Annotated in this window: 22 protein-coding genes; 11 read left to right on the top strand and 11 right to left on the bottom strand. The window is 74.6% G+C overall.

Features of this window, described 5'->3' with window-relative positions:
- Positions 1 to 5: 5 nt before the first annotated feature.
- Positions 6 to 812 (top strand): SDR family oxidoreductase, encoded by an 807-nt coding sequence (locus DQ240_RS13000; RefSeq protein WP_113840037.1) that lies wholly within the window; start codon positions 6 to 8, stop codon positions 810 to 812.
- A gap of 4 nt (positions 813 to 816) precedes the next feature.
- On the opposite strand, the gene DQ240_RS12995 is transcribed toward DQ240_RS13000, so the two are convergent.
- From DQ240_RS12995 to DQ240_RS12985, 3 genes are all read right to left on the bottom strand, one after another.
- Positions 817 to 1,743 carry a diguanylate cyclase gene (locus tag DQ240_RS12995; protein ID WP_113840036.1) on the bottom strand — a complete coding sequence of 309 codons (927 nt, stop codon included), beginning with the start codon at positions 1,741 to 1,743 and terminating at the stop codon, positions 817 to 819.
- Positions 1,744 to 1,871: 128 nt separating this feature from the next.
- Positions 1,872 to 2,807: a S1C family serine protease gene (locus DQ240_RS12990; protein WP_233498690.1), complete on the bottom strand. Its 936-nt coding sequence runs from the start codon at positions 2,805 to 2,807 to the stop codon at positions 1,872 to 1,874.
- A gap of 93 nt (positions 2,808 to 2,900) precedes the next feature.
- Entirely contained in the window at positions 2,901 to 4,130 is a 1,230-nt protein-coding gene (locus tag DQ240_RS12985; protein WP_113840035.1) for a lipase family protein, read from the bottom strand.
- 74 nt (positions 4,131 to 4,204) lie between these two features.
- Here DQ240_RS12985 and DQ240_RS12980 point away from each other — a divergent pair, with 74 nt between their 5' ends.
- A complete protein-coding gene (locus DQ240_RS12980; RefSeq protein ID WP_113840034.1) occupies positions 4,205 to 4,990 on the top strand; it encodes an SDR family oxidoreductase in 786 nt (261 codons plus the stop codon).
- Positions 4,991 to 5,052: 62 nt separating this feature from the next.
- On the opposite strand, the gene DQ240_RS12975 is transcribed toward DQ240_RS12980, so the two are convergent.
- Entirely contained in the window at positions 5,053 to 6,495 is a 1,443-nt protein-coding gene (locus tag DQ240_RS12975; RefSeq protein WP_113840033.1) for an NAD(P)/FAD-dependent oxidoreductase, read from the bottom strand.
- A 149-nt stretch (positions 6,496 to 6,644) separates the two neighbouring features.
- Here DQ240_RS12975 and DQ240_RS12970 point away from each other — a divergent pair, with 149 nt between their 5' ends.
- The 7 genes from DQ240_RS12970 to DQ240_RS12940 all read left to right on the top strand — a co-directional run bounded on the left by DQ240_RS12970 (position 6,645) and on the right by DQ240_RS12940 (position 14,927).
- Positions 6,645 to 7,328: an alpha/beta fold hydrolase gene (locus DQ240_RS12970; RefSeq protein WP_158548671.1), complete on the top strand. Its 684-nt coding sequence runs from the start codon at positions 6,645 to 6,647 to the stop codon at positions 7,326 to 7,328.
- Between the two features lie 4 nt (positions 7,329 to 7,332).
- Positions 7,333 to 8,499, top strand: coding sequence for an ROK family protein (locus DQ240_RS12965; protein ID WP_113840031.1), 1,167 nt, complete (start codon positions 7,333 to 7,335; stop codon positions 8,497 to 8,499).
- 214 nt (positions 8,500 to 8,713) lie between these two features.
- Positions 8,714 to 10,285: a sugar ABC transporter ATP-binding protein gene (locus DQ240_RS12960; protein ID WP_233498689.1), complete on the top strand. Its 1,572-nt coding sequence runs from the start codon at positions 8,714 to 8,716 to the stop codon at positions 10,283 to 10,285.
- Positions 10,282 to 11,457, top strand: coding sequence for an ABC transporter permease (locus DQ240_RS12955; protein ID WP_113840030.1), 1,176 nt, complete (start codon positions 10,282 to 10,284; stop codon positions 11,455 to 11,457). The genes DQ240_RS12960 and DQ240_RS12955 overlap by 4 nt, the downstream gene beginning before the upstream one ends.
- A 152-nt stretch (positions 11,458 to 11,609) precedes the next feature.
- Positions 11,610 to 12,659, top strand: coding sequence for a substrate-binding domain-containing protein (locus DQ240_RS12950; protein ID WP_113840029.1), 1,050 nt, complete (start codon positions 11,610 to 11,612; stop codon positions 12,657 to 12,659).
- Between the two features lie 74 nt (positions 12,660 to 12,733).
- The gene (locus DQ240_RS12945; protein ID WP_113840028.1) at positions 12,734 to 13,909 is read left to right on the top strand and encodes a Gfo/Idh/MocA family protein; all 1,176 of its coding nucleotides are present in this window, start codon (positions 12,734 to 12,736) and stop codon (positions 13,907 to 13,909) included.
- Positions 13,910 to 13,919: 10 nt separating this feature from the next.
- On the top strand, positions 13,920 to 14,927 hold the full coding sequence (locus tag DQ240_RS12940; protein ID WP_113840027.1) for a sugar phosphate isomerase/epimerase: 1,008 nt from the start codon (positions 13,920 to 13,922) through the stop codon (positions 14,925 to 14,927).
- A gap of 43 nt (positions 14,928 to 14,970) precedes the next feature.
- Here the strand turns inward: DQ240_RS12940 and DQ240_RS12935 are convergent, their stop codons facing one another.
- From DQ240_RS12935 to DQ240_RS12915, 5 genes are all read right to left on the bottom strand, one after another.
- On the bottom strand, positions 14,971 to 15,405 hold the full coding sequence (locus DQ240_RS12935) for a hypothetical protein (RefSeq protein WP_113840026.1): 435 nt from the start codon (positions 15,403 to 15,405) through the stop codon (positions 14,971 to 14,973).
- Complete coding sequence (locus tag DQ240_RS12930; RefSeq protein WP_158548669.1) at positions 15,402 to 15,881, bottom strand: plastocyanin/azurin family copper-binding protein; 480 nt, start codon at positions 15,879 to 15,881, stop codon at positions 15,402 to 15,404. Before DQ240_RS12930 ends, DQ240_RS12935 begins: the two co-directional genes overlap by 4 nt.
- A 228-nt stretch (positions 15,882 to 16,109) precedes the next feature.
- Positions 16,110 to 16,622, bottom strand: coding sequence for a hypothetical protein (locus DQ240_RS12925; protein WP_113840024.1), 513 nt, complete (start codon positions 16,620 to 16,622; stop codon positions 16,110 to 16,112).
- A gap of 91 nt (positions 16,623 to 16,713) precedes the next feature.
- Entirely contained in the window at positions 16,714 to 18,318 is a 1,605-nt protein-coding gene (locus DQ240_RS12920; RefSeq protein WP_233498688.1) for a DEAD/DEAH box helicase, read from the bottom strand.
- 248 nt (positions 18,319 to 18,566) lie between these two features.
- On the bottom strand, positions 18,567 to 19,565 hold the full coding sequence (locus DQ240_RS12915) for a GlxA family transcriptional regulator (RefSeq protein ID WP_113840023.1): 999 nt from the start codon (positions 19,563 to 19,565) through the stop codon (positions 18,567 to 18,569).
- 95 nt (positions 19,566 to 19,660) lie between these two features.
- On the opposite strand from DQ240_RS12915, the gene DQ240_RS12910 reads away from it, so the two are divergent.
- Entirely contained in the window at positions 19,661 to 21,001 is a 1,341-nt protein-coding gene (locus DQ240_RS12910; RefSeq protein ID WP_233498687.1) for an MFS transporter, read from the top strand.
- Positions 21,002 to 21,044: 43 nt separating this feature from the next.
- Here the strand turns inward: DQ240_RS12910 and DQ240_RS12905 are convergent, their stop codons facing one another.
- Both DQ240_RS12905 and DQ240_RS12900 read right to left on the bottom strand, forming a co-directional pair.
- Positions 21,045 to 22,646 (bottom strand): GMC family oxidoreductase, encoded by a 1,602-nt coding sequence (locus DQ240_RS12905; protein ID WP_113840021.1) that lies wholly within the window; start codon positions 22,644 to 22,646, stop codon positions 21,045 to 21,047.
- Positions 22,643 to 24,181 (bottom strand): aldehyde dehydrogenase family protein, encoded by a 1,539-nt coding sequence (locus DQ240_RS12900; RefSeq protein ID WP_113840020.1) that lies wholly within the window; start codon positions 24,179 to 24,181, stop codon positions 22,643 to 22,645. The genes DQ240_RS12905 and DQ240_RS12900 overlap by 4 nt, the downstream gene beginning before the upstream one ends.
- Positions 24,182 to 24,258: 77 nt before the next feature.
- On the opposite strand from DQ240_RS12900, the gene DQ240_RS12895 reads away from it, so the two are divergent.
- Positions 24,259 to 24,852: a TetR/AcrR family transcriptional regulator gene (locus DQ240_RS12895; protein WP_113840019.1), complete on the top strand. Its 594-nt coding sequence runs from the start codon at positions 24,259 to 24,261 to the stop codon at positions 24,850 to 24,852.
- Positions 24,853 to 24,900: the final 48 nt, after the last annotated feature.

Here is a 24,900-nt window from a genome sequence, read left to right as displayed (position 1 = left end):
GACCCATGACGGAGCACAGCCACCGGGTCGCGGTGGTCACGGGGTCGGAGTCGGGGATCGGCCGGGCGGTCGCGGTGGCGCTCGCCGAGCAGGGGCACGACATCGGGGTGACCTGGCACCGCGACCAGGCGGCCGGGCGGGCCACCGTCGAGGAGGTGCGGGCGCTGGGCCGGCGCGCCGAGCTGCGCCCGCTGGACCTCACCGACCTGCCCCGGGCCGCCGACGTCGTCGACGAGCTGGCCGACGCCCTGGGTGGTCTCGACGTGCTGGTCAACGACGCCGGCGCCGGGCACTCCACGCCGCTGCTGGAGCTGGAGCTCGACACGTGGCGCGAGGTGCTGGCCACGGACCTGGACGGCGCGTTCCTCTGCCTGCAGCGGGCGGCGCGGCGGATGGTCGCCGCGGGCCGCGGCGGCCGGATCGTCAACATCACCAGCGTGCACGAGGTGGCGCCGCGGGTGGGCGCGGCGGCCTACTGCGCGGCGAAGGGCGGGCTGGGCCTGCTCACCAAGGTGGCCGCCCTCGAGCTCGCCGAGCACGGCATCACGGTCAACGCGGTCGCGCCCGGCGAGATCGCCACGGCGATGACCGGGCAGGAGGACGAGGACCCGACGGCACCCGGCCACGAGCGGCCGGGCGTGCCGCTTCGCCGTCCTGGCGACGCCCGCGAGGTGGCCGCGGTGGTCGCGTTCCTGGCGTCCCCGGTGGCCGGCTACGTCACCGGCGCCTCGTGGGCGGTCGACGGCGGGATGCTGCAGATGGGCCCGATGGCCGGATCGCACCTGCGCCAGGACGACTGGCGCCGGCCGTGACGCCTCAGGCGGTCCGGGCCCGCTTGACCCGGTAGAGCTCCTCGTCGGCGCGGGAGAGCAGGTCCCGAAGGGTGTCCCCGGGGCGGGCGGTCGCCGTGCCGGCGGACCACGCCGCGTCGTGGCGGGCCCGGAGCCGGGCGAGGAGCTCACGGGCGGAGACGGCGTCGGTGCCGGGGAGGCAGAGCACGAACTCGTCGCCGCCGTAGCGGCCGAGCAGGTCCGCGCCGCGCAGCTCGCTGCCCCATGCCTGCGCCAGAGCGCGGAGCAGGTCGTCGCCGGCGACGTGGCCCTCGCCGTCGTTGACCGCCTTGAAGTGGTCGAGGTCGAGGACGGCGACGGTGAGCGGCTCGCCGCTGCGGTGCGCGTGTGCCAGGTCCCGTGACGCCTCGGCCTCCCAGCTGCGGCGGTTCGCCACACCGGTCAGCGGGTCGGTGGCGGCGGCCCGGATCAGCTTGAGCGAGGTCCGGCCCTGCACCTCGGCGAGCACGCAGACGGTGACGACGGTCGCCACCCACGCGTTGGCGAAGCCGCCGGGGGCGGCCGCCACGGCTCCGGCGGTGACCAGCACGACGAGCACGGCGACGTGCACCCGCGCCGTGCGCAGGGGGAGGAAGTGGCCGGTCCAGACCGCCATGGCGACCATCGCCGGTCCGAGGCCGACGATCCCGACCGCGGTCACCGAGCGCCAGGCGAGCACCGCGACCAGCGCGCTGAAGACGAGCAGCGCCGCGTGCGCCGTCCGGTCGGACAGCCGGTGGCGGCCGGCCCAGAGCAGGAACGCGCCGACGACGCCGACGACGGCCAGCCCGGCCAGCAGCGCGACCGGGGTGTCGGCGCGCAGCGGCCGCACCGCGCCGATGGCGGAGAGCGCACCGCTGACGGCGTACAGCACCGCCATGATCGCGAAGCCGGTGTTCCGGTCGCCGTGCATGGGTGGCCCTCCTCTCGTCCCGGACAGCATCGGCCGGGTGGGGGAGTTCCTGCAGGTCGGAGGCGCGGTCCGCCCCCTTGGGGTGAGCTCCCGGGTGAGAGGGGTTCGGGAGCCGGGCACGCCGCGGTTCAGCCGGTGAGCTCGGTGGGGACGACGACGACGTCGACCATCGCGCCGTTGCGGTGCACGGTGACCGGCAGCGGGACGCCGACCGCCTCGGCGAACAGCAGCCGCTGCAGGCTCTGGGCCTCCGCGACCGGGGCGCGCCCCGCCTCGAGCACCAGGTCGCCGGCGTGCAGGCCGGCCCGCGCCGCCGGCGACCCCGGCACCACGTCGACCACCCGCAGGCCGCGCCCCCGGCCGGTGCGCGCGGCCAGCGCCGCGGGCAGCGGGGCAGGGGTGCTGACCAGCCCGAGGTAGGCCCGGCGCACCCGCCCGTCGGTCGTCAGGGCCGCGAGGATGCGCCGCGTCGTGTCGTTGACCGGCACCGCCAGCCCCAACCCCCACCCGGCGACCGCGGTGTTGATGCCGACCACCCGGCCCGCCGAGTCCGCCAGGGCCCCACCGGAGTTGCCGGGGTTGAGCGCGGCGTCGGTCTGGATGACGTCCTCCACCACGCGCGCCGTCCGGCCGTCCCGGGTGGGCAGCGAGCGGCCCAGCCCGCTCACCACGCCCGCGGTCACGGAGCCGGCCAGCCCCAGGGGGTTGCCGACGGCCACGACGAGCTGCCCGACCCGCAGCCGCGCCGCGTCGCCGAGCTCGGCGGGGGCGGGCACCGCGCCGCGCGCCCGGAGGACGGCCAGGTCCGACAGCGGGTCCGCGCCCAGGACGTCGACCGCGCTCTCCGAGCCGTCGGCGAACACCGCCCTGCCGGTGCGCGCCCGGCCGACCACGTGCGCGTTGGTGACCAGCAGCCGGTCCCCCGGGACGACGACCGCCGACCCGGACCCACCGCGTCCTCCGGGGCCGCCCACGGAGAGGGCGGCGACGTGCGGGGTCAGCTCCGCGGCGACGGTGGTGACGGTCGCGGAGTACGCGTCCAGAGCGGCGGTGTCCGGGTCCACGGCAGCCTCCTCGATTACCGAGTTACACCACCAGTGAACGCCGCCCGGGAGCGGTTCGGCCCCCGGTCCGCCGAGGGCGAACAGCGAATCGGCTCAGGGGCAGGTGCTGACCGGCTCGGCGCCGTCGACGAGGCCCTGGAGCCACGCGAGTCCCTGGGTGTAGGCCGGGATGGCGGCGGCCACGTGCGAGCCGCCCTCCGGCAGCACCACCCGCTCGATGACCTGACCGGCGTCGCACATCCGCGTCTGGAGCAGCTCGCTGAAGACCGGGGGCACGGTGGTGTCCTGCGCACTGTGGACGACCAGGACCGGGTCGTCGAGCCGCACCTGCCCGGCGACGTTCTCCGCGGCCAGCTCGGTCCAGTCCTCGTTCGACGCGGCGGTGGGGAGGTAGAGGGGCTCGGGTTCGCCGGTCGTCTCGCCGAGCAGGTCGGCGACGCACAGCTCGTCCACGAGACCGAGGCGCTCCTGTCCCGCGGGCGTCAGGATGTCCGCCGGGTCGGCCTGGTCGGGGTAGGCCTGCTCGTACCCGGCGACCAGCAGCAGGGAGAACCCGGCCGAGGCGCTCTGCGGGGCGGCGCCGAAGACGAGGTCGGTCTCCGACGCGGGCGCTCCGGCGACGGTGCCGATCACGTCCAGCTCCGGCGCGTACTCCGCGGCGACCTGGGCGGCCCAGAGCGCGCCGTGCCCGCCCTGCGAGTAGCCCGCGATGCCCACCTGGTCGCCGGGATCGGCGCCGGGCAGGGACCGGGCGGCGAGCACCGCGTCGACCACGCTGCGGCCCTCGGACTCGCCCACGAGGTAGGGGTGCCGGCCGGGTCCGCCCAGCCCCTCGTAGTCGGTGACGACGACGAGCCAGTCCGGGCCGACACCGCTCCCGACGCCGGCGATCTCCGCGTAGGAGGGGTCCTGGGACGGCGCGCAGGCGTCGGCGCCCCCGGTCGTCCCGTGCGCGATGGCGAGCACCCGCCGGCCGTCGGCCGGAGCCGCGGCCTCCGGGACCAGCACCGTGCCGGTGACCACGACCTGCTCGCCGGCCACGCTCTCGGACGCGTAGGCGATCCGGTAGGTCCGGCGGTCCTCGACGACCGTCGGGGTGACCTCCTGGTAGCGCAGCAGCGTGCCGTGCGCACCGGCCGCCGTCAGGTCGTCGAGGTCGTAGAAGTCCTCGTCCGCCGGCAGCTCGACCGCCTCCGGGGCCGCGCGGCCGGTCTCGCCGTCCCCGCTGCCTCCACCGCCCCCACCGCTGTCGCCGTCGTCCCCTCCGGAACAGCCGGCGAGCAGAGCCGCGAGGAGGACCAGGATCGCCGGACGCCGCACCATTCGGCGGTTCTAGCACGGGCGCACCGGTCCCGCCGGAAGCGTTCCGCGACGCCGCGCCGGGGTACCGGGGCTCCATGACCTCACGCCCCCTCGCCGTCGTCACCGGTGCCTCCAGCGGCATCGGCCTCGAGCTCGCCCGCCAGTTCGCCACCAACGGCTTCGACCTGGTGGTGAACGCGGAGGACGACGAGCTCACCGCCGCCGCCGACCAGCTGCGCGCCGAGGGTGTGGAGGTGACGCCCGTCCGGGCGGACCTGCGCACCCGTGAGGGTGTGGACGGCCTCTACGCCGCGGTGACCGCCGCCGGGCGGCCGGTCGCCGCGGTGGCGCTCAACGCCGGGATCGGCAAGGGCGGCCCCTTCGTGGAGAACCCGATCGAGGACGAGCAGGCGATCATCGACCTGAACGTCACCGCCACCTTCCGCCTGGCGAAGCTGTTCCTGCGCGACATGGCCGCCCGCGACGAGGGGAAGCTGCTCATCACCTCGTCGATCGCCTCGACGATGCCCGGGCCCTTCCAGGCGGTCTACAACGCCTCGAAGTCGTTCCTGCAGTCGCTGTCCGAGGCGCTGGCCCAGGAGCTGCGCGACACCGGCGTCACCGTCACCTCGCTGATGCCCGGCCCGACCGACACCGAGTTCTTCGAGCGCGGCGACCTGCTGGACACCAAGCTCGGCCAGGGCCCCAAGGACGACCCGGCGCAGGTCGCGAAGCAGGGCTACGAGGCGCTCATGGCCGGGGAGGACAAGGTCGTGGCCGGCTCGCTGATGACCAAGGCCCAGGCAGCGGCCAACAGCGTGCTGCCGGACCGGCTCAAGTCCGCGGCCCACTCGAAGATGGCCGAGCCCGGCTCCGCCTGAGCCCGGTACGCCGACGGCCCGCCCCCTCTCTCTCGAGGGGGCGGGCCGTCGCGTGGGTCCAGCTAGGCGGACTGCCGCTCGGTGACGTCCTCCTGGGCCGCCGCCTCCATGTCCTTCTTCCCGCCGGTCTTGGACACGGAGAACTCCGGGCCGAGCTGCTCGAGCGCGAGCCGGCCGTAGACCTGCTGCTGGGTGGCCACCCGCTGCGAGCGGCCACGGCCGAGGAAGCTGATCAGCCAGTGGAAGACGGTCGTGATGCGGCTCTTGAAGCCGACGATGTACATCAGGTGCACGACCAGCCACAGCACCCAGGCGATGAAGCCCTCGAACTTGAACTTCCCGATGTCGGCGACCGCGGAGAAGCGGGAGATCGTCGCCATCGAGCCCTTGTCGAAGTACGTGAAGGGCTTCTGGGCGGGCTTGCCCTCGATCCGGTTGATGATCGCCTTCGCGGCGTACTTGCCACCCTGGATCGCGACCTGGGCGACACCGGGCAGCTTGTCCAACGCCATCATGTCGCCGACGACGTGCACCTCGGGGTGCCCGGGCAGCGTCAGGTCGGGCTGCACGGAGATGCGGCCGGCGCGGTCGACCTCGGCGCCGGACTGCTCGCCGAGGATCCGGCCCAGGCCCGAGGCCTGCACGCCGGCGGCCCAGATCTTCGTGGCGGAGTGGATGCGGCGGATCTCGCCGTCGGGGTCCTTGACCTCGAGGCCGTCGGCGTCGACGTTGGTGACCATCGCGCCGAGCTGCACCTCCACACCCATGCCGTTGAGCTGCCGGCGGGCGCGGTCGCCCAGCTTCTCGCCGAACGACGGCAGGACCTGCGGAGCGGCGTCGAGCAGGATGATCCGGGCCTGAGTCGGATCGATGTTGCGGAAGTCCCGCTTGAGCGTGCGGCGGGCGAGCTCGGCGATCTGGCCGGCCATCTCCACCCCGGTCGGCCCGGCGCCGACGACGACGAAGGTCATCAGGCGGTCGACCTCCTCCTGGGAGGTGGCGAGCTCGGCCAGCTCGAAGGCACCGAAGATCCGGCCGCGCAGCTCGAGGGCGTCGTCGATGCTCTTCATGCCGGGGGCGTACTCGGCGAACTGGTCGTTGCCGAAGTACGACTGCCCCGCGCCTGCCGCGACGACGAGCTCGTCGTAGGGGTGCACGGTGACCCGGCCCAGGACCGACGACGTGACCGTGCGGGCGGCCAGGTCGATCTCGGTCACCTCGCCCAGCACCACCCGCGCGTTCTTCTGCCCGCGGAGGATCTCGCGGGTCGCCGGGGCGATCTCGCCCTCGGAGAGGATCCCGGTGGCCACCTGGTACAGCAGCGGCTGGAAGAGGTGGTGGCTCGTCTTGCCGATCACCGTCACGTCGACCGGGGCGCGCTTGAGCGCCTTGGCCGCGAACAGGCCGCCGAAGCCGGAGCCGATGATGACGACACGCGGCCGCCCGGACGTGGTGGTCGCCGCAGCGCTGTCGTCCGTCTGGGTGACCGCTCGTGATGTCGTCATGATGACTCCATCCTCCCACTTCTCCTCCGTGTCGCCCCCTCGGGTCCCGGGCGACTCACGACACAGTGGGGACTCCTACCCGTCCGCGGGGTCCTCACGCGGCCGGGGCCGGATCGCGTCCGGCGGTTCCTGGCGGTAGACCAGGGCAGGTGTCCCCGCCCCGTCCGGTCCTCGTCCCCGGCCTCGGTCTGGACCGGCGCTCGTCGGCGCGGCTGCGCCGGCTGGTGGACGCCGACGTCGTCGTCCTCCCCGGGATGGGGCAGCGGGGACCGGTGCCGACGGTCGACGGGCTCGCCGGACGGCTGCGGGCACAGCTCGGCGCCGGACCGGTGGTGCTGGTCGGGCACTCGCAGAGCTGCCAGGTGGTGGCGGCCGCGGCGACCGATCCGCGAGTGGCCGCCGTCGTCCTGCTCGGCCCGACCACCGACCCGCGGCTGCGGTCGGTCCGGGGCCTGGTCGGCCGGTGGCTGGCGACCGCCTGGGCCGAACCGTGGTGGCAGGTGCCCCTGGTGCTGGCCCAGTGGCTGACCACCGGGCCGCGGGCGATGGCGGCGCTGTGGCGGCAGGCGGCACCCGACCCGATCGCCGCCCGGCTGGCGGCCGTCGCCGTCCCGGTGACGGTGGTGCGCGGCAGCCGTGACCGGCTCTGCTCGCCGTCGTTCGCCGCGGCGGTCGCCGCCGCCGCGCCGCACGGGCGGCTGGTCGAGCTGCCCGGGGCGGTGCACATGACCGTGCAGACGCACCCCCGTGCCGTGGCGGACGTCCTGCGTGCGGCGCAGGCCGGAGCGGTGGGTGAGCACGGCCGGAACGGGGGATCGGGCGTGTCACCATGACGCCATGGCCTCCACCTCCGCCTCGGCCGGCGCGCTGCTGCACCACGTGCGCACCGGCCGCGCGCGGAGCCGGGCCGAGCTGGTGGCGCTGACCGGAGCGGCCCGCAACACGGTCAGCGCCCGGGTCGACCAGCTGATCACCGCCGGTCTCCTCGAGGAGGGGGGCCGCGGCTGGAGCACCGGGGGCAGGCCCCCGAAGCTGCTGCAGTTCAACAGCCGGGCCGGCTGCGTGCTCGCCGTCGACCTCGGGGTGACCAGCGTCGACGTCGCGGTGACCGACCTCTCCGCCCAGGTCATCGCCTCGGCGGGGCACGCGATCGACATCGCCGAGGGGCCCGGACCGGTGCTCGCCGAGGCCGACCGCCTCGCCCAGCAGGTGCTCGCCGAGGCCGGGCTGTCGACCGCCGACGTCCGTGCCGTCGGCGTCGGCGTGCCGGGACCCGTGGAGTTCTCGACCGGCCGGCCGTCCCACCCGCCGATCATGCCCGGCTGGCACGACCACCCGATCCCGCACGCCTTCTCCCGCTACGACTGCCCGGTCTTCGTCGACAACGACGTGAACGTCATGGCGCTGGGCGAGATGGGCGTGGCCGGGTCCGACCAGGACGTGCTCGTCGTCAAGGTCGGCACCGGCATCGGCTGCGGCGTGATCGTCGAGGGAGCCGTCTACCGGGGTGCCCAGGGCAGCGCCGGCGACATCGGGCACATCCACGTGGCCCAGCCCGACGGGCGCGAGGTGCTCTGCCGGTGCGGCAACGTCAACTGCCTGGAGGCGCTGGCCGGCGGCGGTGCCCTGCTGCGCGATGCCCTGGCGGCCGGTCTGCCGGTGCAGACCACGCGTGACGTCATCGAGCTCGCCGCGCAGGGCGACGGTCCGGCGCTGGAGCTGGTGCGGGCCGCCGGACGCACGATCGGCACCGTGCTGGCCGCGCTGGTCAACTTCTTCAACCCGCACCGGATCGTCATGACCGGCGGGGTGGCCCAGGCCGGCATCCCCCTGCTCGCCGGCATCCGCGAGGCGGTCTACCGGCGCTCCATGCCGCTGGCCGCCCGATCGCTGGAGATCACCGTCAGCGCCGCCCCGGACCTCTCCGGCCGCATCGGCGCCGCCCTCATGGCCGTCGAGGGCTTCCTCGACGAGGACTCGGTCGACCAGGCGCTCGCCCGCTGACCGCGGGGGTCCGGCGCGACCCCTGCCGTCCCCCTCCCCGCCATCGCTGGGGCCTCCGCAGGTTGCGTTTCGGTAACTGGCCGTCCGGCGCTTGACCCCTGTGTGACGCCGCCCATATGTTCACGCCTGCACGCACTAATGGTCAGCGTTGAGCAGAAGTGCCGGGCCTCGTCCCGGGTCGACCCTGCGCTGGCACCGACCCGCTGGAGGCCCGGTGAGCTCGACCCAGGGGCATGCGCCGCTGCTCGAGATGCACGGCATCGTGAAGACGTTCCCCGGTGTCCGTGCGCTCGACGGCGTGGACCTGGACGTGCGCGCCGGCGAGGTGCACTGCCTGCTCGGCCAGAACGGGGCCGGCAAGTCGACCCTCATCAAGGTCCTCGCCGGAGCGCACCAGCCCGACGGTGGCCGGATCACCTGGCGCGGCGAGGAGGTGACCCTCGGCAGCCCGCAGGCGGCGATGAGCCTGGGCATCGCCACGATCTACCAGGAGCTCGACCTGGTCTCCGGCCTCACGGTGGCCGACAACATCTTCCTGGGCCGCGAGCCGGCGCGGTTCGGGATCACCCGGGCGGCCGTGGCCAACGCGGCCGCGTCCCGGCTGCTCACCCGCCTCGGCCACCCCGAGATCCGGCCCACCGCCGAGGTCGGCTCGCTCTCGGCCGCCGCGCAGCAGATGGTCAGCATGGCGCGGGCGCTGTCCCAGGACGCGCGCCTGATCGTCATGGACGAGCCGTCCGCGGTCCTGGACAACGAGGAGGTCGAGCGGCTCTTCGCCGTCGTCCGCGACCTCACCGCCTCCGACGTCGCCGTCGTGTACATCTCCCACCGGCTGGAGGAGATCCGCCAGATCGGTGACCGGATCACCGTCCTCAAGGACGGCGCCACGGTGGCCACCGGCCTGCCGACCCGGGAGACCCCGACGCGGGAGGTCATCACCCTGATGACCGGCCGCGCCATCGAGTACGTCTTCCCGGAGCGCCGGGCCCGGGCCGCCTCCGACCAGGCGCCGCTGCTGGAGGTCCAGGGCCTGTCCCTGCGCGGGTCCTTCTCCGACGTCTCCTTCTCGGTGCGCCCCGGCGAGATCGTCGGGCTCGCCGGGCTGGTGGGCGCAGGGCGCTCGGAGATCCTGGAGACCGTCTTCGGCGCCCGGCGCGCGACCACCGGCACCGTCCGCGTCGGCGGGAAGCGGCTGCGCACCGGCGACGTCGGCGGCGCGGTCGCCGCCGGGGTCGGGCTCGCGCCCGAGGAGCGCAAGAGCCAGGCTCTGCTGCTCGGCGACTCCGTCTACCGCAACATCAGCATCTCCAGCCTGGCCCGCTTCGCCCGCGGGGGCTTCCTCGCGCGGGGGTCCGAGCGCGCCGCGGCCTCCGAGCAGGTGCGCTCGCTGGACGTGCGCCCCGCCGACGTCGACCGCGAGGTCCGCACGCTGTCCGGCGGCAACCAGCAGAAGGTCGTCCTGGCCCGCTGGCTGCTGCGCGAGTGCCGCGTGCTGCTCCTCGACGAGCCCACCCGCGGGGTCGACGTCGGCGCCCGGTCGGAGATCTACGCGCTGGTGCGCGACCTGGCCGACCGGGGCGTGGCCGTGGTCGTCGTCTCCAGCGAGATCCCGGAGGTCCTCGGGCTGGCCGACCGCGTCCTGGTGGTCGCCGACGGCGCGGTCGTCGCCGAGGAACGCGCCGACGCGCTCGACGAGCACCGGGTGCTCGACCTGGTCATGGAGGGGACCGCCCACCAGGGCGTCCCGGTCCCGGCAACGACGCAGCACGAAGGGGACGTGGCATGAGCAGCAGCACCACGGCGACGACCGGCGAGGTGACCGGCGGGTCCGCGGCACCGGCCGGTCGCGGCCGGGAGCCCAGGGGACCGGGCCTGATGGCCGGGCCGGTGGGCCGCAACCTCGGGCTCGTCGTCGCGCTGGTCATCCTCTGCGTCGTCGGCCTGATCACCGCCGGGGACCGGTTCGCCGACGTCGACAACGTCCTGACGATCCTGCGCGGGGCATCGATCGTCGGCGTGGTCAGCATCGGCATGACCTTCGTGATCATCGGCGGCGGGATCGACCTCTCGGTCGGCGCCATCGCGGCGCTGTCGTCGGTGTGGGCCACCACCCTGGCCACGCAGCAGCTCGCCGAGGACGTCCACTGGATCGTCATGGTCGTCACGGCGCTCGTCGTCGGCGCGGTCGCGGGCCTGGTCAACGGTGTGGTCATCGCCTACGGCAAGCTGGCCGCCTTCATCGCCACGCTGGCCATGCTCACCGCGGCCCGGGGCCTGGCCGAGATCCTCGCCAACCGGCGCACGCAGATCGTCCGCGACAGCGACTTCCTCGACTTCTTCTCCGGCGACGTGCTGGGCGTCCCCACGCTGGTCATCATCTTCGCGCTCGTCTCCGTCGCCGGCTGGGTCCTGCTGAACCGGACGACCTTCGGCCGGCGCACCTTCGCCGTCGGCGGGAACGCCGAGGCCGCCCGGCTCGCCGGCATCCGGGTGCAGCGGCACACGGTGAAGCTCTACGTGCTCTCCGGCATCACCTGCGGCATCGCGGCCGTGATGATCATGGGCCGCACGACCACCGGCAGCTCCACCCACGGCACGCTGTGGGAGCTGGAGGCGATCGCCGCGGTGGTCATCGGCGGCACGCTGCTCATCGGCGGCCGGGGCACCATCGTCGGGACCGTCCTCGGCGTGATCATCTTCTTCACGCTGGGCAACGTCTTCACGCTGAACGACCTCTCCAGCTCCGCGCAGGCCGTGGCCCGCGGGATCATCATCGTCGCCGCCGTCCTGCTCCAGCAGCGGTTGGCCACCGGCAGCTTCACCTTCCGCCGACCAGGCGACGGCGGGTCCCCGACCGGCGCCGCCGTCGCCCAGGGCAGCCCTGCGGGGGCGGTGTCCGGCGGCACCAGCGACCCGGGTGGCCCGGGCGGCGCCCGCCCCGGCCTCCCGCCGACCTGACCGGGGTGCAGTGACCTCGCGAGCACCGCACCGCGGCCGGCACCACGCCGCCGGGCTCCCCGCCCGCCGGACCCAGCACCCCACCTGCACGTCCGATCCGCACGACTTCCTGGCGGTCCAGCCAGGGCGGCGAACACCCCCGAGGAGATCCCATGTCTGCAACGAGGCAGCGTCCCTTCCGCCGGATGACCTACACGGCGGTCGCCCTGATGAGCGCCGGCGCCATGGTCGCCGGCTGTACGGGCAACGAGCCGGAGAACTCGGGCGGCGGCGGCAACAACGCCGCCAGCGACAACGACGAGCAGGGCGACACCGTCCGCATCGGCTTCTCGGCGCCGGCGGCCGACCACGGCTGGATGGCCGGCATCACCGAGGCCGCCCGCGCGGTCGACGAGGAGTACGACGACGTCGAGCTGATCGTCGCCGAGGGCACCAACGACGTGAGCGCCCAGATCGCCCAGGTCGAGACGTTCATCAACGACGGTGTCGACGCGATCGTGCTGCTGCCCTTCGACGGCGACGCCCTCACGCCGGTCGCGCTCGAGGCGATGGAGGCCGGCATCCCGGTCATCAACGTCGACCGCGAGTTCAACAGCCCGTTCGCCGCCCGCGCCACGATCCTCGGCGACAACTACGGCATGGGCGTCTCGGCCGGCACCTACATCTGCGAGCAGCTCGGCGACCAGCCCGACGCGGTGATCGCCGAGATCGCCGGCATCGACTCGCTGCCCCTCACCCAGGACCGCAGCCAGGGCTTCGCCGACGCGCTGGCCGACTGCGGTCTGGAGGTGAGCAACCGCGTCGCCGCGGAGTTCACCGTCGAGTCCGGCGAGGCCGAGGCGGCCAACCTGCTCCAGGCGGCGCCGCAGATCGACGCGATCTGGAACCACGACGACGACCAGGGCGTCGGCGTCCTGGCCGCGATCGAGAACGCCGGCCGCGACGAGTTCTTCATGGTGGGTGGCGCCGGCTCGGCGAACGCGATGCGGCACATCCGGGACGACGACTCGGTCCTCCAGGCGACGGTCATCTACCCGCACACCCAGGCGGCCGACGGCGTCCGGCTGGCCCGACTCGTGGCTCAGGACAAGAGCGTCTCGGACCTCAACTCCCAGGGCGTGCCGCGGACGATCGTGCTCAACGCCCCGGTGGTCACCGCCGACAACGTCGACGACTTCCTCGACGCCGCGTTCGAGTCCTGACCCGTCCTGCGTCGGAGTCGCTCGGTGACGGATCCCGTCACCGAGCGACTCCACCCCACCCCGGGAGCACCCTCATGACCTCATCCGACCGGCCGACCCTGGGGGTGGGCCTCATCGGCCACGCCTTCATGGGCGCCGCCCACTCGCAGGCGTGGCGCACCGCCCCGCACTTCTTCGACCTCCCGCTGCGGCCGGAGCTGACCGTCCTCGCCGGCCGGGACCGGGTCCGGGTCGCCGAGGCCGCCGCCCGCCTGGGCTGGGCGGACGTCGAGACCGACTGGCGCCGGGTCGTCGCCCGTTCCGACGTCGGCCTGGTCGACATCTGCACGCCCGGCGACAGCCACGCCGAGATCGCGATCGCCGCCCTCGAGGCAGGTAAGCACGTGCTCTGCGAGAAGCCGCTGGCCAACTCCGTGGCCGAGGCCGAGGCGATGGCGGAGGCGGCCGCTCGCGCCGCGGCCCGCGGCGTCCGGTCGATGGTCGGCTTCACCTACCGCCGCGTGCCGGCGGTCGCCCTGGCCCGCCAGCTGGTCGCCGAGGGCCGGATCGGCCGGATCCGGCACGTGCGCGCCGCCTACCTGCAGGACTGGATCGCCGACCCGACGGCGCCGATGTCCTGGCGGCTGGAGAAGGACAAGGCCGGGTCGGGGGCCCTGGGCGACATCGGCGCGCACATCGTCGACCTCACCCAGCACATCACCGGCGAGCAGCTCACCGGCGTGAGCGCGATCATGGAGACCTTCGTCCGCGAGCGGCCGCTCGCGGCGTCCAGCGGCGGGCTGTCCGGCGTCGCCGGCGAGGGCATGGGCGAGGTCACGGTCGACGACGCGGCGCTGTTCCTCGGCCGCTTCTCCGGCGGGGCCGTGGCCACGTTCGAGGCGACCCGCTTCGCGCTGGGCCGCAAGAACGGCATCCGCATCGAGGTCAACGGCTCCGAGGGCAGCCTGGCGTTCGACTTCGAGGACATGAACGTCCTGGAGTTCTTCGACGGCACCGAGCCGGCTGAGACGGCCGGGTTCCGCCGCATCATCGTCACCGAGCCCGACCACCCCTACGTCGGCGCCTGGTGGCCCGCCGGCCACGGCCTGGGCTACGAGCACGGCTTCACCCACCAGGTGGTCGACCTGGTCACCGCGATCGCCAAGGACGTCGATCCCGCGCCGTCCTTCGCCGACGGCCTGCAGGTGCAGCGGGTCCTGGCCGCCGTCGAGCGCAGCGCCGCCAACGCCTCCACCTTCACCGAGATCTGAGGGAGTCCCGATGCCCCGCCCCGTCACGCTGTTCACCGGCCAGTGGGCCGACCTGCCGTTCGAGGAGGTGTGCCGGCTCGCCTCCGGGTGGGGCTACGACGGCCTCGAGATCGCCTGCTGGGGCGACCACCTCGACGTCGAGCGGGCCGCGCACGACGACTCCTACGTGCAGGGGCGCCTCGACATCCTGGAGCGCCACGGCCTGCAGGTCTTCGCGATCTCCAACCACCTCAACGGCCAGGCCGTGTGCGACGACCCGATCGACGAGCGGCACCGCGGCATGGTCAACCCGCGGGTGTGGGGCGACGGCGACCCGGAGGGCGTCCGGCAGCGGGCGGCGCACGAGATGGAGCTGACCGCGCGCGCGGCGGCGAGACTGGGCGTCACGACCGTCGTCGGGTTCACCGGGTCCAAGATCTGGAAGACCGTCGCGATGTTCCCGCCCGTGCCCGAGTCGATGATCGAGGACGGGTACGCCGACTTCGCCGCGCGCTGGAACCCGATCCTCGACGTCTTCGACGAGGTCGGGGTGCGGTTCGCGCACGAGGTGCACCCGTCGGAGATCGCCTACGACTACTGGACGACGGTCCGCACGATGGAGGCCATCGGCCACCGCGAGGCGTTCGGGCTCAACTGGGACCCGAGCCACTTCGTCTGGCAGGACCTCGACCCGGTCGGCTTCCTGTGGGACTTCCGCGACCGGATCTACCACGTGGACTGCAAGGACGCGAAGAAGCAGGTCGGCAACGGCCGCAACGGCCGGATGGGCTCGCACCTGCCCTGGGCCGACCCGCGGCGCGGCTGGGACTTTGTCTCCACCGGCCACGGTGACGTCCCGTGGGAGGCGTGCTTCCGGATGCTCAACACCATCGGCTACGACGGGCCGATCTCGGTGGAGTGGGAGGACGCCGGGATGGACCGCCTCGTCGGCGCGCCCGAGGCACTGGCCTTCGTGCGCCGGCTCGCGTTCGACCCGCCGGCCGCCGCGTTCGACGCCGCGTTCTCCAGCGGCACCTGACGGAGGAGGGGATCCGCCGGCCCCGACCCGGCGGATCCCCTCCTCAGCCCCGCCGGCGGACGGCGGCCAGCACGGTGAGCACGAGCAGGACGACGACGGCGGCGACCTCGACCCAGAAGGTCTCCTGCCACAGCGGGGCGACGTCGGACTCGACGAAGTCGAACAGGCCCGGCTCCAGCCCGAACAGGCCACGGGTCGACTGCAGCAGCGCGGCCAGCGAGCCCGCGGAGAACAGCAGGCCGAGCACCGCAGCCCACACCAGCAGTCGCGGCGGGGCGACGAGCAGCAGCAGCGCCCCGCCGAACCCGAGGACGGTCTGCAGCAGGAACGCCGGCCCGATCACGTCGATCGAGTCGTAGCCGTCCCGCCAGAGGTACAGGTGGATGCCGGCGATCGCGGCGAGCAGCCCGGCGCCGGCCAGCCGCAGCAGCGCGACCGCCGTGCCGAGGCCACGCCGCTGGGCGACGGGGGCGCTCACGTGACGGTCACCGTCACCTCCATGCCCATGCCGCGGTGGTTGCCGATCGAGCAGTAGAAGACGTACTCGCCCGGCTCCAGCGTGACCGTGACCGCGCTGGACTGGCCGGGTCCGATGTCCTCGGTCCCGGCGACGTCCTCGCCGTCCCGCTCGACCACGAGGTCGTGGGTGGCGCTGCCGTCGTTGGTGAGCTCGATCGTGTACTCGCCGGCCGCGAGGTCGGTCGAGGGCAGCTCGTAGTCGAAGTCGACGGACGTCACCTCGAGGGTGTGCACGGTGTCGGTCGCCCCGGCGCCGGGCGCGCCGCTGGCCGTCTCGCTCGGGCTCGAGCTGGAGGGTGCGGAACTGCTGGTGTCGGCGGCCGCGTTCCCGCCGTCGTCGTCGCTCCCGCACGCGGTGAGGACGAGGGCGGCGGCGGCGAGCAGGCCCGCCCCCACACGGCGGGCTCGGCGGGTGGTGCCGGTCGGACGGGTCACGGGGTCCTCCTCGCGGGCGGTGGACGGGCGCCGGGCGGCCTCCGTCCCACCGAGATCCTGCAACCTTGAAGCAGTTGCCGGAACCCTCGTCCAGGGTTCTCCCAGGAGGTCGTGACCTCGCCGAGACCGGGGGTCCGGCCGACGACGCCGCACCGGCGGGGACCAGCACCTCGGTGTCGTCCGGCGTTCGGGCGGCGGTCCCGGAACGGTTCGCCGCCGCCCGTGCCGTCAGGCCGCGCGGGCGGCGCGCCGGGCCTCACGGGCGGCCAGCTTGGCCTGCTTCTCGGCCTGCTTGCGGGCCTTCTTGACCGTGATCCGGGGCGTGCGCTCGATCCAGCCGCGGGTGAGCAGGCCGACGCCGATGCCGAGCAGCCAGACGTCCTTGGCGACGGCCAGGCCCTCCTGCGTCGGGGCGAGGCTGCCCTCCTTCCGCATGCCCGGCGTGTTCAGGTACAGCCCGAGCAGCCCGCCCGAGAAGCCGGTCAGCAGCAGGCCGGCGACGGCGGTCGGCACGAACGGCGTCAGCAGCGCCGCGCCGATGCCGATCTCGGCCGCGGCGAGACCCTGCGCGAACTGCGCCGGCTCGACCTTCTTGAGCACGGGGTAGGTGCCCGCCGCGAAGCCGTGCAGGCCGGCGGCGGTCGCCTCGTCCGCGCCGCGCTTGCCGAGGCCGCTGTTGAGGATGAACGCGCCGGCGGACAGCCGCGGGCCGATCTCGGACAGGGTGATGGGCAGACCCACGGGGCACCTCACTGGTCGGTCGGGAGGGCGGCGGTCGCCGGTCCTCGTCGTCGTCCCTGTGCCCCGCGCCCCGCGGGTCAACCCTGGGGCGTCAGCGCCCGCGGCGCGCCCGGCCGCCGCTGAACGAGGCGGCGGAGTGCGTGCCGGCGCGGGCGGCCAGCTCGGCGCGGGTGCGCGCCGGCCCGCTCGGCCGACCGGAGCCGCCGGAGCCTCCTCGACCACCGGCGGCGGCCGCCGGCTTCGCCGAGGCGGTCCCGGAGCCCGAACCCCCGCGACGACGACGCCCGCCGCCCTGGCCCTGCGGCTGCTGCTCGGGCACCGGAGCCGGCTCGACGTACGGCGCGGCGGGGCCGGTGAGCGCGGTGATCTCGCGGGCGCCGGGCTTGATCGCCGCGACCTCCGGGGTGATCCCGGCCTGGCGGGTCAGCTGCCGCACCTCGCCGGCCTGGTCGGGCGTGGCGATGGTGACGACGACGCCGCCGGCGCCGGCCCGGGCGGTGCGGCCCGAGCGGTGCAGGTACGCCTTGTGCTCGGCCGGCGGGTCGACGTGCACGACCAGCGCGACGTCGTCGACGTGGATGCCGCGGGCGGCGATGTCGGTCGCGACGAGCACGCGCGTCTCGCCGGTGCTGAACGCCTCGAGGTTGCGCTCGCGGGCGTTCTGGCTGAGGTTGCCGTGCAGGTCGACGGCGGGGATGCCGGCAGCGGTGAGCTGCTTGGCCAGCTTCTTGGCCTGGTGCTTGGTGCGCATGAACAGCACGCTGCGGCCGAGGCCGGAGGCCAGCTGCTTCACGATCTCGCCCTTGTCGGCGGCGTCGACCCGGAACACGTGGTGGGTCATCGTCGACACCGGCGCGACCGCCGGGTCGACCGAGTGCGTCGTCGGGTTCGACAGGTAGCGCTTGACCAGGACGTCGACGCCGTTGTCCAGCGTGGCGGAGAACAGCAGCCGCTGGCCCACCTTCGGCGTCCGGTCCAGCAGTCGCTTGACGCCGGGCAGGAAGCCCAGGTCGGCCATGTGGTCGGCCTCGTCGAGGATGGTGACCTCGACGGCGGAGAGGTCGGCGTGGCCCTGGCCGATGAGGTCCTCGAGCCGGCCGGGGCAGGCGATGAGGACGTCGACGCCGGCGGCCAGCGCCTGGACCTGCGGGTTCTGCCCGACGCCGCCGAAGACGACGGTGGTGCGCATGCCGAGCGCGGTGGCCAGCGGGTTCACGACCGCGGCGACCTGGTTGGCCAGCTCGCGGGTCGGGACCAGGATCAGCGCGCGCGGCTTCCTGGGCGTCCGGCGGCTGTCGGAGGCGGCCAGGCGCGCGACCAGCGGGATGCTGAAGGCCAGGGTCTTGCCCGAGCCGGTGCGGCCGCGGCCGAGCACGTCGCGGCCGGCGAGCGTGTCGGGCAGCGTGGCGACCTGGATCGGGAACGGCGCGGTGATGCCGCTGGCGGTCAGCACCTCGACCAGCGGGGCGGGGACGCCGAGCGCCTCGAAGGTGGTGTCGGTCGGCAGCACGGTGGCGACGTCGCCGGCGGGCACGACGGCCGGCGCCGGTGCGGGGGCGGTCTGCGGGCGGACCGCTGCGGGAGCGGTCGGCTGGCCCGTGCCGGTGCCGGTGCCGCGGCCGCGGCCACCGCGACGGCGGCGCGGACGGCCGTCACCGGACGCGTTCGGGGCGGGGGTGTTCTGGGGGGAGCTCATCTACGACTTCCTCGACGTTCGAGTGGCCGCACGATCGCACCGGCGCGGACGCGCGCCGGCACACCTGCTCGGAGCAGGGCGGCGCGTACGTCGTCGGCTGGGACGTCGGACGACCGGGCGCGCCAGGGTGGCGCGGCCTCGGTCCGACGTCGCGTCCAGCCGCCCCGGATGGGCAGCGGACCGGCGCCGGTCTCCCCACTCAACCAGACGCGGGCCCCGGGCACGTCCCTCCGAGGAGGAGTGTCCGGTCACACCCCGGCGGGAGTTCCCCCGCGGTAGCTGCGCCGGTAGGCGTGCGGGGCCACGCCGATCGCCGCGCGCAGGTGCTGCCGCAGCGAGGCCGGCGTGCCGAACCCGGCGTCGGCGGCGACGCGGTCGACCGAGGCGTCGGTGGACTCCAGCAGCTGCCGGGCCAGCGCCAGCCGCTGGGCGGCCAGCCAGCGCAGCGGCGAGAGCCCGGTCTCCTCGCGGAAGCGCCGGGTGAAGGTGCGGACGCTCATCCGCGCGTGCCCGGCCAGGTCGGCCAGGCTGAGCGGCTCGCTCAGGCGCTCGCTCGCCCAGGTGCGGGTGGCCGCGGTACCGGCGCCTCCCGGCTCGGGCAGCGGCCGCTCGACGAACTGCGACTGGCCGCCCTCGCGCCACGGGGCGACGACGTTGCGCCGGGCGGCCCGGTTGGCGACCTCGCTGCCGTGGTCGCGGCGGACCAGGTGCAGGAGCAGGTCGATGCCCGCGGCGTTCCCGGCGGAGGTGAGGACGTCGCCGTCGTCGACGAACAGGACGCCGGGGTCCAGCCGCACCGCGGGGAAGTGCCGGCGGAAGGCCTCGGCGTGCATCCAGTGGGTGGTGGCCGGCCGCCCGTCGAGGAGCCCGGCGGCCGCGAGGACGAACGCCCCGGTGCAGATGGACAGCAGCCGGGCCCCGCCGGCCGCCGCGCCGCGCAGCGCCGAGGCCAGCTCGTCGGGCACCCGCCCCTCGGTCATCGCCGGGCCGCCGAAGACCCCGGGGACGACGACCGTGCGCGCCGTCGCCAGCACCGCGGCGTCGTGCTCGGGCAGCACACCGAACCCGGCCGAGGACCGCACCGGGCCACCGTCGAGGGTCGCGACCCGCACCCGGTAGAGCGGGCGCTCGTCGGCGTCCACGGCCGAGCCGAGCAGCCGGTGGGGGAGCCCCAGCTCGAAGGCGATGCAGTTCTCCAACGCGAGGACGACGACCTCGTGCCGGTCCGGGTGGCCTGGGTGCGGCATGGCCGGACTCGGGCCTCGGGACATGGCCGGATGCTTGCACATGTTGGCCGTCGGGCCACTCGTCGCGTCGTCGGGCAGGAGGGATCCTCTCCGTCGTGACCAGCACCGCCGCCCGCCCCATCCCGCCCGTCCGGGCACCCCGCCGCATCCACCCGGCGTGGTGGGTCGCCGCGGTCACGTTCCTCGCGCTGGTCGGTGCCGCCGCCTTCCGTGCCGTGCCCGGCGTGCTCATCGACCCGCTCCGCGAGGAGTTCGGCTGGTCGGTGTCGACCATCTCGGCGGCCGTCGCGGTGAACATGGCGCTCTACGGGCTGACCGCGCCGTTCGCGGCCGCGCTGATGGAGCGGTTCGGCATCCGCCGGGTCGTCGTGTGCGCCCTGCTGCTCGTCGCCGTCGGCAGCGGGCTGACCGTCTTCATGACGGCGAGCTGGCAGCTGGTCCTGCTGTGGGGCGTCCTGGTGGGTCTCGGCGCCGGGTCGATGGCGCTGTCGCTGGTGGCGACCGTGACCGGGCGGTGGTTCGTGGCCCGCCGCGGCCTGGTGTCCGGCGTCCTCACCGCCGGCGGCGCGGCCGGGCAGCTGGTGTTCCTGCCGCTGGTCGCCTGGATCGACGGGACGTGGGGCTGGCGGGCGGCGTCGCTGGGCACCACGGCGGCGGCGCTGGCCGTCGTCCCGCTCGTGGCGTGGCTGCTGCGCGACCGGCCGCGCGACGTCGGCGTCGTCCCCTACGGCGGGACGGCGGCCGACGACGTCGACCCGGTCCGCTCCGGCGCGGCCCGCACCGCGGTCCAGGGACTGCTGACGGCGTCCCGGTCACGGGCGTTCTGGCTGCTGGCCGGCGGCTTCTTCATCTGCGGGCTGTCCACCAACGGACTGGTGCAGCCGCACTTCATCCCGGCCGCGCACGACCACGGCATGCCGGTGACCACCGCGGCCGGGCTGCTCGCCGTCGTCGGCATCTTCGACATCGCCGGGACGATCTTCTCCGGCTGGCTGACCGACCGGGTCGACCCGCGGCTGTTGCTCCTGGCCTACTACGGCCTGCGCGGCGCCTCGCTGTTCCTGCTCCCGGCGCTGTTCGGGCCCGACCTGCACGCCAGCATGGTCGTGTTCATCGTCTTCTACGGCCTGGACTGGGTGGCCACCGTGCCACCGACGCTCGCCCTGTGCCGGGAGCACTTCGGATCACGGGCGCCGATCGTCTTCGGCTGGGTGTTCGCCTCCCACCAGATCGGCTCGGCGTTCGCGGCCTTCGGCGGCGGTGTCATCCGCGACGTGACCGGCTCCTACGACCTGGCCTGGGTGCTGGCCGGTGGCCTCTGCCTGGCCGCGGCGCTGATGTCGGTGTCGATCACCCGCCCGGTCCCGCCGCCCGCCGTCCCCCCGACGCTGCCGACCGATCCGCAGACCGCCACCGCCGACCAGGCCCACGGCTGAACGGAGTCGCTGGGTGACGGTTTCCGTCACCCAGCGACTCCGCTCAGACGGGGGCGGGGGTGCGGTTCGCGATCAGGTCGGCGGCGCGCTCGGCGATCATGATCGTCGGGGCGTTGGTGTTGCCGCGGACCAGCGTCGGCATGACCGAGGCGTCGACCACCCGCAGCCCCTCGATCCCGTGCACCCGCAGCTGCGGGTCGACGACGGCCTGGTCGTCGGTGCCCATCCGGCACGAGGACACCGGGTGGTACAGCGACTCGAGGGTGTCGCGGACCGACTGCCGGAGCGCGTCCTTCGAGGACACCGCGGCGCCGGGCGACCACTCCGCCTCCAGGACGTCGGCGAGCGGTCCGGTCGAGGCGATCTCGCGCGCCTTCTCGATCCCGCAGACCAGGGCGTCGAGGTCGCGCTCGTCGGTGAGGTAGCCGGCGTCGATGGCCGGCGCCCACGTCGGGTCGGCCGACCGCAGCCGGACCGAGCCCCGCGAGTGCACCTTCACCAGCACGGCCGCCGCGGTGAACGCGTCGACGTCGGGGTCGACCTCCGCCTGCCGCCAGAACTTGACCGGCAGGAAGTGGTACTGCAGGTCGGGGGCCTCGAGGTCCGGCCGGGACCGGGTGAACAACCCCGCCTCGGCGAGGTTCGAGGTCAGCGGACCGCGCCGGGCGCCGAACCACTTCGCGTAGCCCGACGGCGACTCGGCGCGGAACAGCGACTTGCCGTGCCGGGTGTGCCAGATGGTCGGCACCAGCGGGTGGTCCTGCAGGCCGCCGCCCACGCCGGGCAGGTCGTGGACGACGTCGACGCCGACCTCGCGCAGGTGCTCGCCCGGCCCGATGCCCGAGAGCATCAGCAGCTGCGGGGAGTTCACCGCGCCACCGGCCAGCACGACCTCGGCGGCGGCGTGCGCGGTGTGCAGCTGCCCGCCGCGCCGGTACTCGACGCCGGTCGCCCGCCCGCCGGAGACCAGCACGCGGGTGGTCGTCGCGCCGGTCAGCACCGTCAGGTTGGGGCGGTCCACGACCGGGTGCAGGTAGGCGTCGGCCGCCGACCAGCGCCGGCCGCGCTTCTGGGTGAGCTGGTAGAGGCCCACGCCCTCCTGGTCGGCGCCGTTGAAGTCGTCGTTGCGCGGGTAGCCCGCCGCCACCGCCGACTCGATCGCCGCCCGTGACCACGCGTGCGGGGAGCGGGGGTCCTCCACCCGCAGCGGACCGCCGGTGCCGTGGAAGGCGTCGGCGCCGCGGGCGTTGTCCTCCATGCGCCGGAACAGCGGGAGCACGTTCTCGAACGACCACGACGGGTCGCCGGTCAGCTCGGCCCACTCGTCGTAGTCGGCGGCGGCGCCGCGGATGTAGATCATCGCGTTGATCGACGACGACCCGCCGAGCAGCTTCCCGCGGGGCCAGAAGAGCCGGCGTCCGCCGAGCCCCGGCTGCGGCTCGGTCGTGTAGTTCCAGTCCCGCCGGGTGCGCCAGACCTTGTAGAGCGCGGCCGGGATCTGCACCTCGAGGACGTCGTCGGACCCGCCGGCCTCCAGCAGGAGGACCCTGAGCGACGGGTCCTCGGTCAGCCGCCCGGCGAGCGCGCAGCCCGCCGAGCCGGCCCCGACGACGACGACGTCGTACTCGTCCTGCGGTCCCGTCACCGGTGCCGCCCGTGCACCATGCCCATGACCCGGGCGAGCGCGTCGGTGGCCTGCGCCGGCCGGCCGAAGCTCATCAGGTCGACCGGCAGCGAGAACCGCTTGCGCGTGATCGCCTTGGCCCGGGTGAACTCCTTGAGCCCGTCCTCGCCGTGGATCCGGCCGAAGCCGCTCTCGCCCACACCGCCGAAGGGCAGCGCCGGCACCGAGGCGAAGGTCAGCACCGAGTTGATCGAGGTCATGCCGCTCTTCATCCGGCGGGCCAGCTCCATCGCCTTGGCCTTCGAGTTCGAGTAGACCGAGCCGGCCAGCCCGTGCGGGTTGGCGTTGGTGCGCTCCAGCGCCTCCTCGGCGTCGCGCACCCGCGTGATGGTGATCGTCGGGCCGAAGGTCTCCTCGCACACGGCGGCGGAGGTCTCCGGGGCGTCGACGATCACGGTGGGGGAGACGTAGCGCCCGTCGACGGTGCCGCCGACCAGCACGCGGCCACCGGTCTCCACCGCGTCGTCCAGGTGCCGGCGCACCACGTCGGTCTGCGAGGCCATGGTCATCGGTCCGTAGGCGGCGTCGTCGTCCGAGCCGGGGCGCAGGTCGCGGGCCTTGGCGGTCACCTCGGCGACGAACCGGTCGTAGACCGCGGAGGTGGCGTACACCCGCTCGATGCCGATGCAGGTCTGCCCGGCGTTGCTCATCGCGCCCCAGACGGCGGCGTCGGCCGCGGCGGCCACGTCGGCGTCGTCGTCGACGATCATCGCGTCCTTGCCGCCGAGCTCCATGAGCACCGGGGTGAGGGTCTCCGCGCAGGCGGCCATGACCTTGCGGCCGGTCGGCGCCGAGCCGGTGAACGCCAGCTTCCCGACGCCGGCACCGCACAGCGCGGCACCGGTCTCGCCGAAGCCGGTCACGACCTGGAAGGCGTCGGCCGCGTCCGGGACGGCCGCCCGCCAGGCGGCGGCCAGCCAGGCGCCGATCGCCGGGGTGTGCTCCGAGGGCTTGAAGACGACGGCGTTGCCCGCGGCCAGGGCGTAGGCGATCGAGCCCATCGGCGTGAAGACCGGGTAGTTCCACGGGCCGATCACGCCGACCACGCCCAGCGGCCGGTACTCCAGGTAGGAGGCGTGGTTGGCCGCCAGCATCCCGGAGGACACCCGCCGCGGGCCCAGCACCGTGCGCGCGTGGTTGCCGGCCCAGGCCAGGTGGTCGATGGCGAGCGTGATCTCGAGGATCGCGTCGGCGTGGGTCTTGCCGTTCTCCCGGTGCACGAGGTCGGCGAGCTCGTGGATGCGGCGGGCCAGGTAGCCGCGGAAGGCGGCCAGCCGGGTGCGGCGGCCGTCGTACCCGAGGGCGGCCCAGGTGCCGGCGGCCTGGCGGGCGGTGGCCACGGTCTCGGCGACGGCGTCGGCGTCGTGGACGGGGAAGACCCCCACGACGGCGCCGGTGGCGGGGTTCGTGGACTCGAAGGTCTGGGCGGTGGCGTGCCGGTCGACCGTGCCCGCGGTGGACGCGGTGACGGTGTCCAGCTGCTCGGCGAGCGACATGTGGTGGACGTTACCGCCGTTGTTACCGGCGCGTACGGCGAGCGCCGGGGCGGGGGTCGGGGCCCTAGGCTCCCGCCGTGCCCGGGAAGCAGCGTGGCCGGCCGCGCAGCCCGCGGGTGCACGAGGCGATCCTCCGGGCGGCCGCCGAGCTGGTGGTCACCGGCGGCTACGAGCGCCTGACCATGGAGGCCATCGCCGCGCGCGCCGGCGTCGGCAAGCAGACGGTCTACCGCCGGTGGCCGTCGCGGTCCGCGGTCGTGGCCGAGGCGGCGCTGTCGGGTCACCTGGTGCCGGCCGGGCACGCCCCGGACGACACCGGGGACGTCGTCGCCGACCTCCGGGACTGGCTGCGTGCCGCCACGTCGTGGCTGGGCCAGCCGGGCGGGGGAGCCGTGGTCCGGGCGCTGGCCGCCGCCGCGTCCGACCGCACCAGCGACGCCGCCCGGCTCTACGAGCAGTTCACCGGGCCCTTCCACGATGCGCTCGTCGCCCGGCTGGCGCGGGGTGTGGAGGAGGGCCGGGTCCGGGCCGACGCCGCGCTCGGACCGGTGGCCGACGCCCTCGTGGGAGTGCTCCTCTACCGCGCCCTGGCGCAGGCCGCGCCCCTGACGACCGCGGACGCGGACGCGCTGGTGGCGGTCCTCTTCACGGGTCTGGACACGTCCGGGTGACCCACACAACAATCCGTCGCGTCTCGTAAATCGCAGCGGAGCGGAGTC

The organism is Blastococcus sp. TF02A-26, from assembly GCF_003319125.1.
GTDB lineage: Bacteria > Actinomycetota > Actinomycetes > Mycobacteriales > Geodermatophilaceae > Trujillonella.
Note: the sequence above shows the minus strand (reverse complement) of the source record. Positions and strands in the feature narration are given on the sequence as shown.

Bases quoted from the DNA above. Each gene is read 5' to 3' on its own strand.
- DQ240_RS12995 (WP_113840036.1), bottom strand. From the start codon at position 1,743: ATGCACGGCGACCGGAACACCGGCTTCGCGATCATGGCGGTGCTGTAC.
- DQ240_RS12980 (WP_113840034.1), top strand. From the start codon at position 4,205: ATGACCTCACGCCCCCTCGCCGTCGTCACCGGTGCCTCCAGCGGCATC.
- DQ240_RS12975 (WP_113840033.1), bottom strand. From the start codon at position 6,495: ATGACGACATCACGAGCGGTCACCCAGACGGACGACAGCGCTGCGGCG.
- DQ240_RS12950 (WP_113840029.1), top strand. From the start codon at position 11,610: ATGTCTGCAACGAGGCAGCGTCCCTTCCGCCGGATGACCTACACGGCG.
- DQ240_RS12965 (WP_113840031.1), top strand. From the start codon at position 7,333: ATGGCCTCCACCTCCGCCTCGGCCGGCGCGCTGCTGCACCACGTGCGC.
- DQ240_RS12900 (WP_113840020.1), bottom strand. From the start codon at position 24,181: ATGTCGCTCGCCGAGCAGCTGGACACCGTCACCGCGTCCACCGCGGGC.
- DQ240_RS13000 (WP_113840037.1), top strand. From the start codon at position 6: ATGACGGAGCACAGCCACCGGGTCGCGGTGGTCACGGGGTCGGAGTCG.
- DQ240_RS12985 (WP_113840035.1), bottom strand. From the start codon at position 4,130: ATGGTGCGGCGTCCGGCGATCCTGGTCCTCCTCGCGGCTCTGCTCGCC.
- DQ240_RS12955 (WP_113840030.1), top strand. From the start codon at position 10,282: ATGAGCAGCAGCACCACGGCGACGACCGGCGAGGTGACCGGCGGGTCC.
- DQ240_RS12915 (WP_113840023.1), bottom strand. From the start codon at position 19,565: ATGCCGCACCCAGGCCACCCGGACCGGCACGAGGTCGTCGTCCTCGCG.
- DQ240_RS12940 (WP_113840027.1), top strand. From the start codon at position 13,920: ATGCCCCGCCCCGTCACGCTGTTCACCGGCCAGTGGGCCGACCTGCCG.
- DQ240_RS12920 (WP_233498688.1), bottom strand. From the start codon at position 18,318: ATGAGCTCCCCCCAGAACACCCCCGCCCCGAACGCGTCCGGTGACGGC.
- DQ240_RS12945 (WP_113840028.1), top strand. From the start codon at position 12,734: ATGACCTCATCCGACCGGCCGACCCTGGGGGTGGGCCTCATCGGCCAC.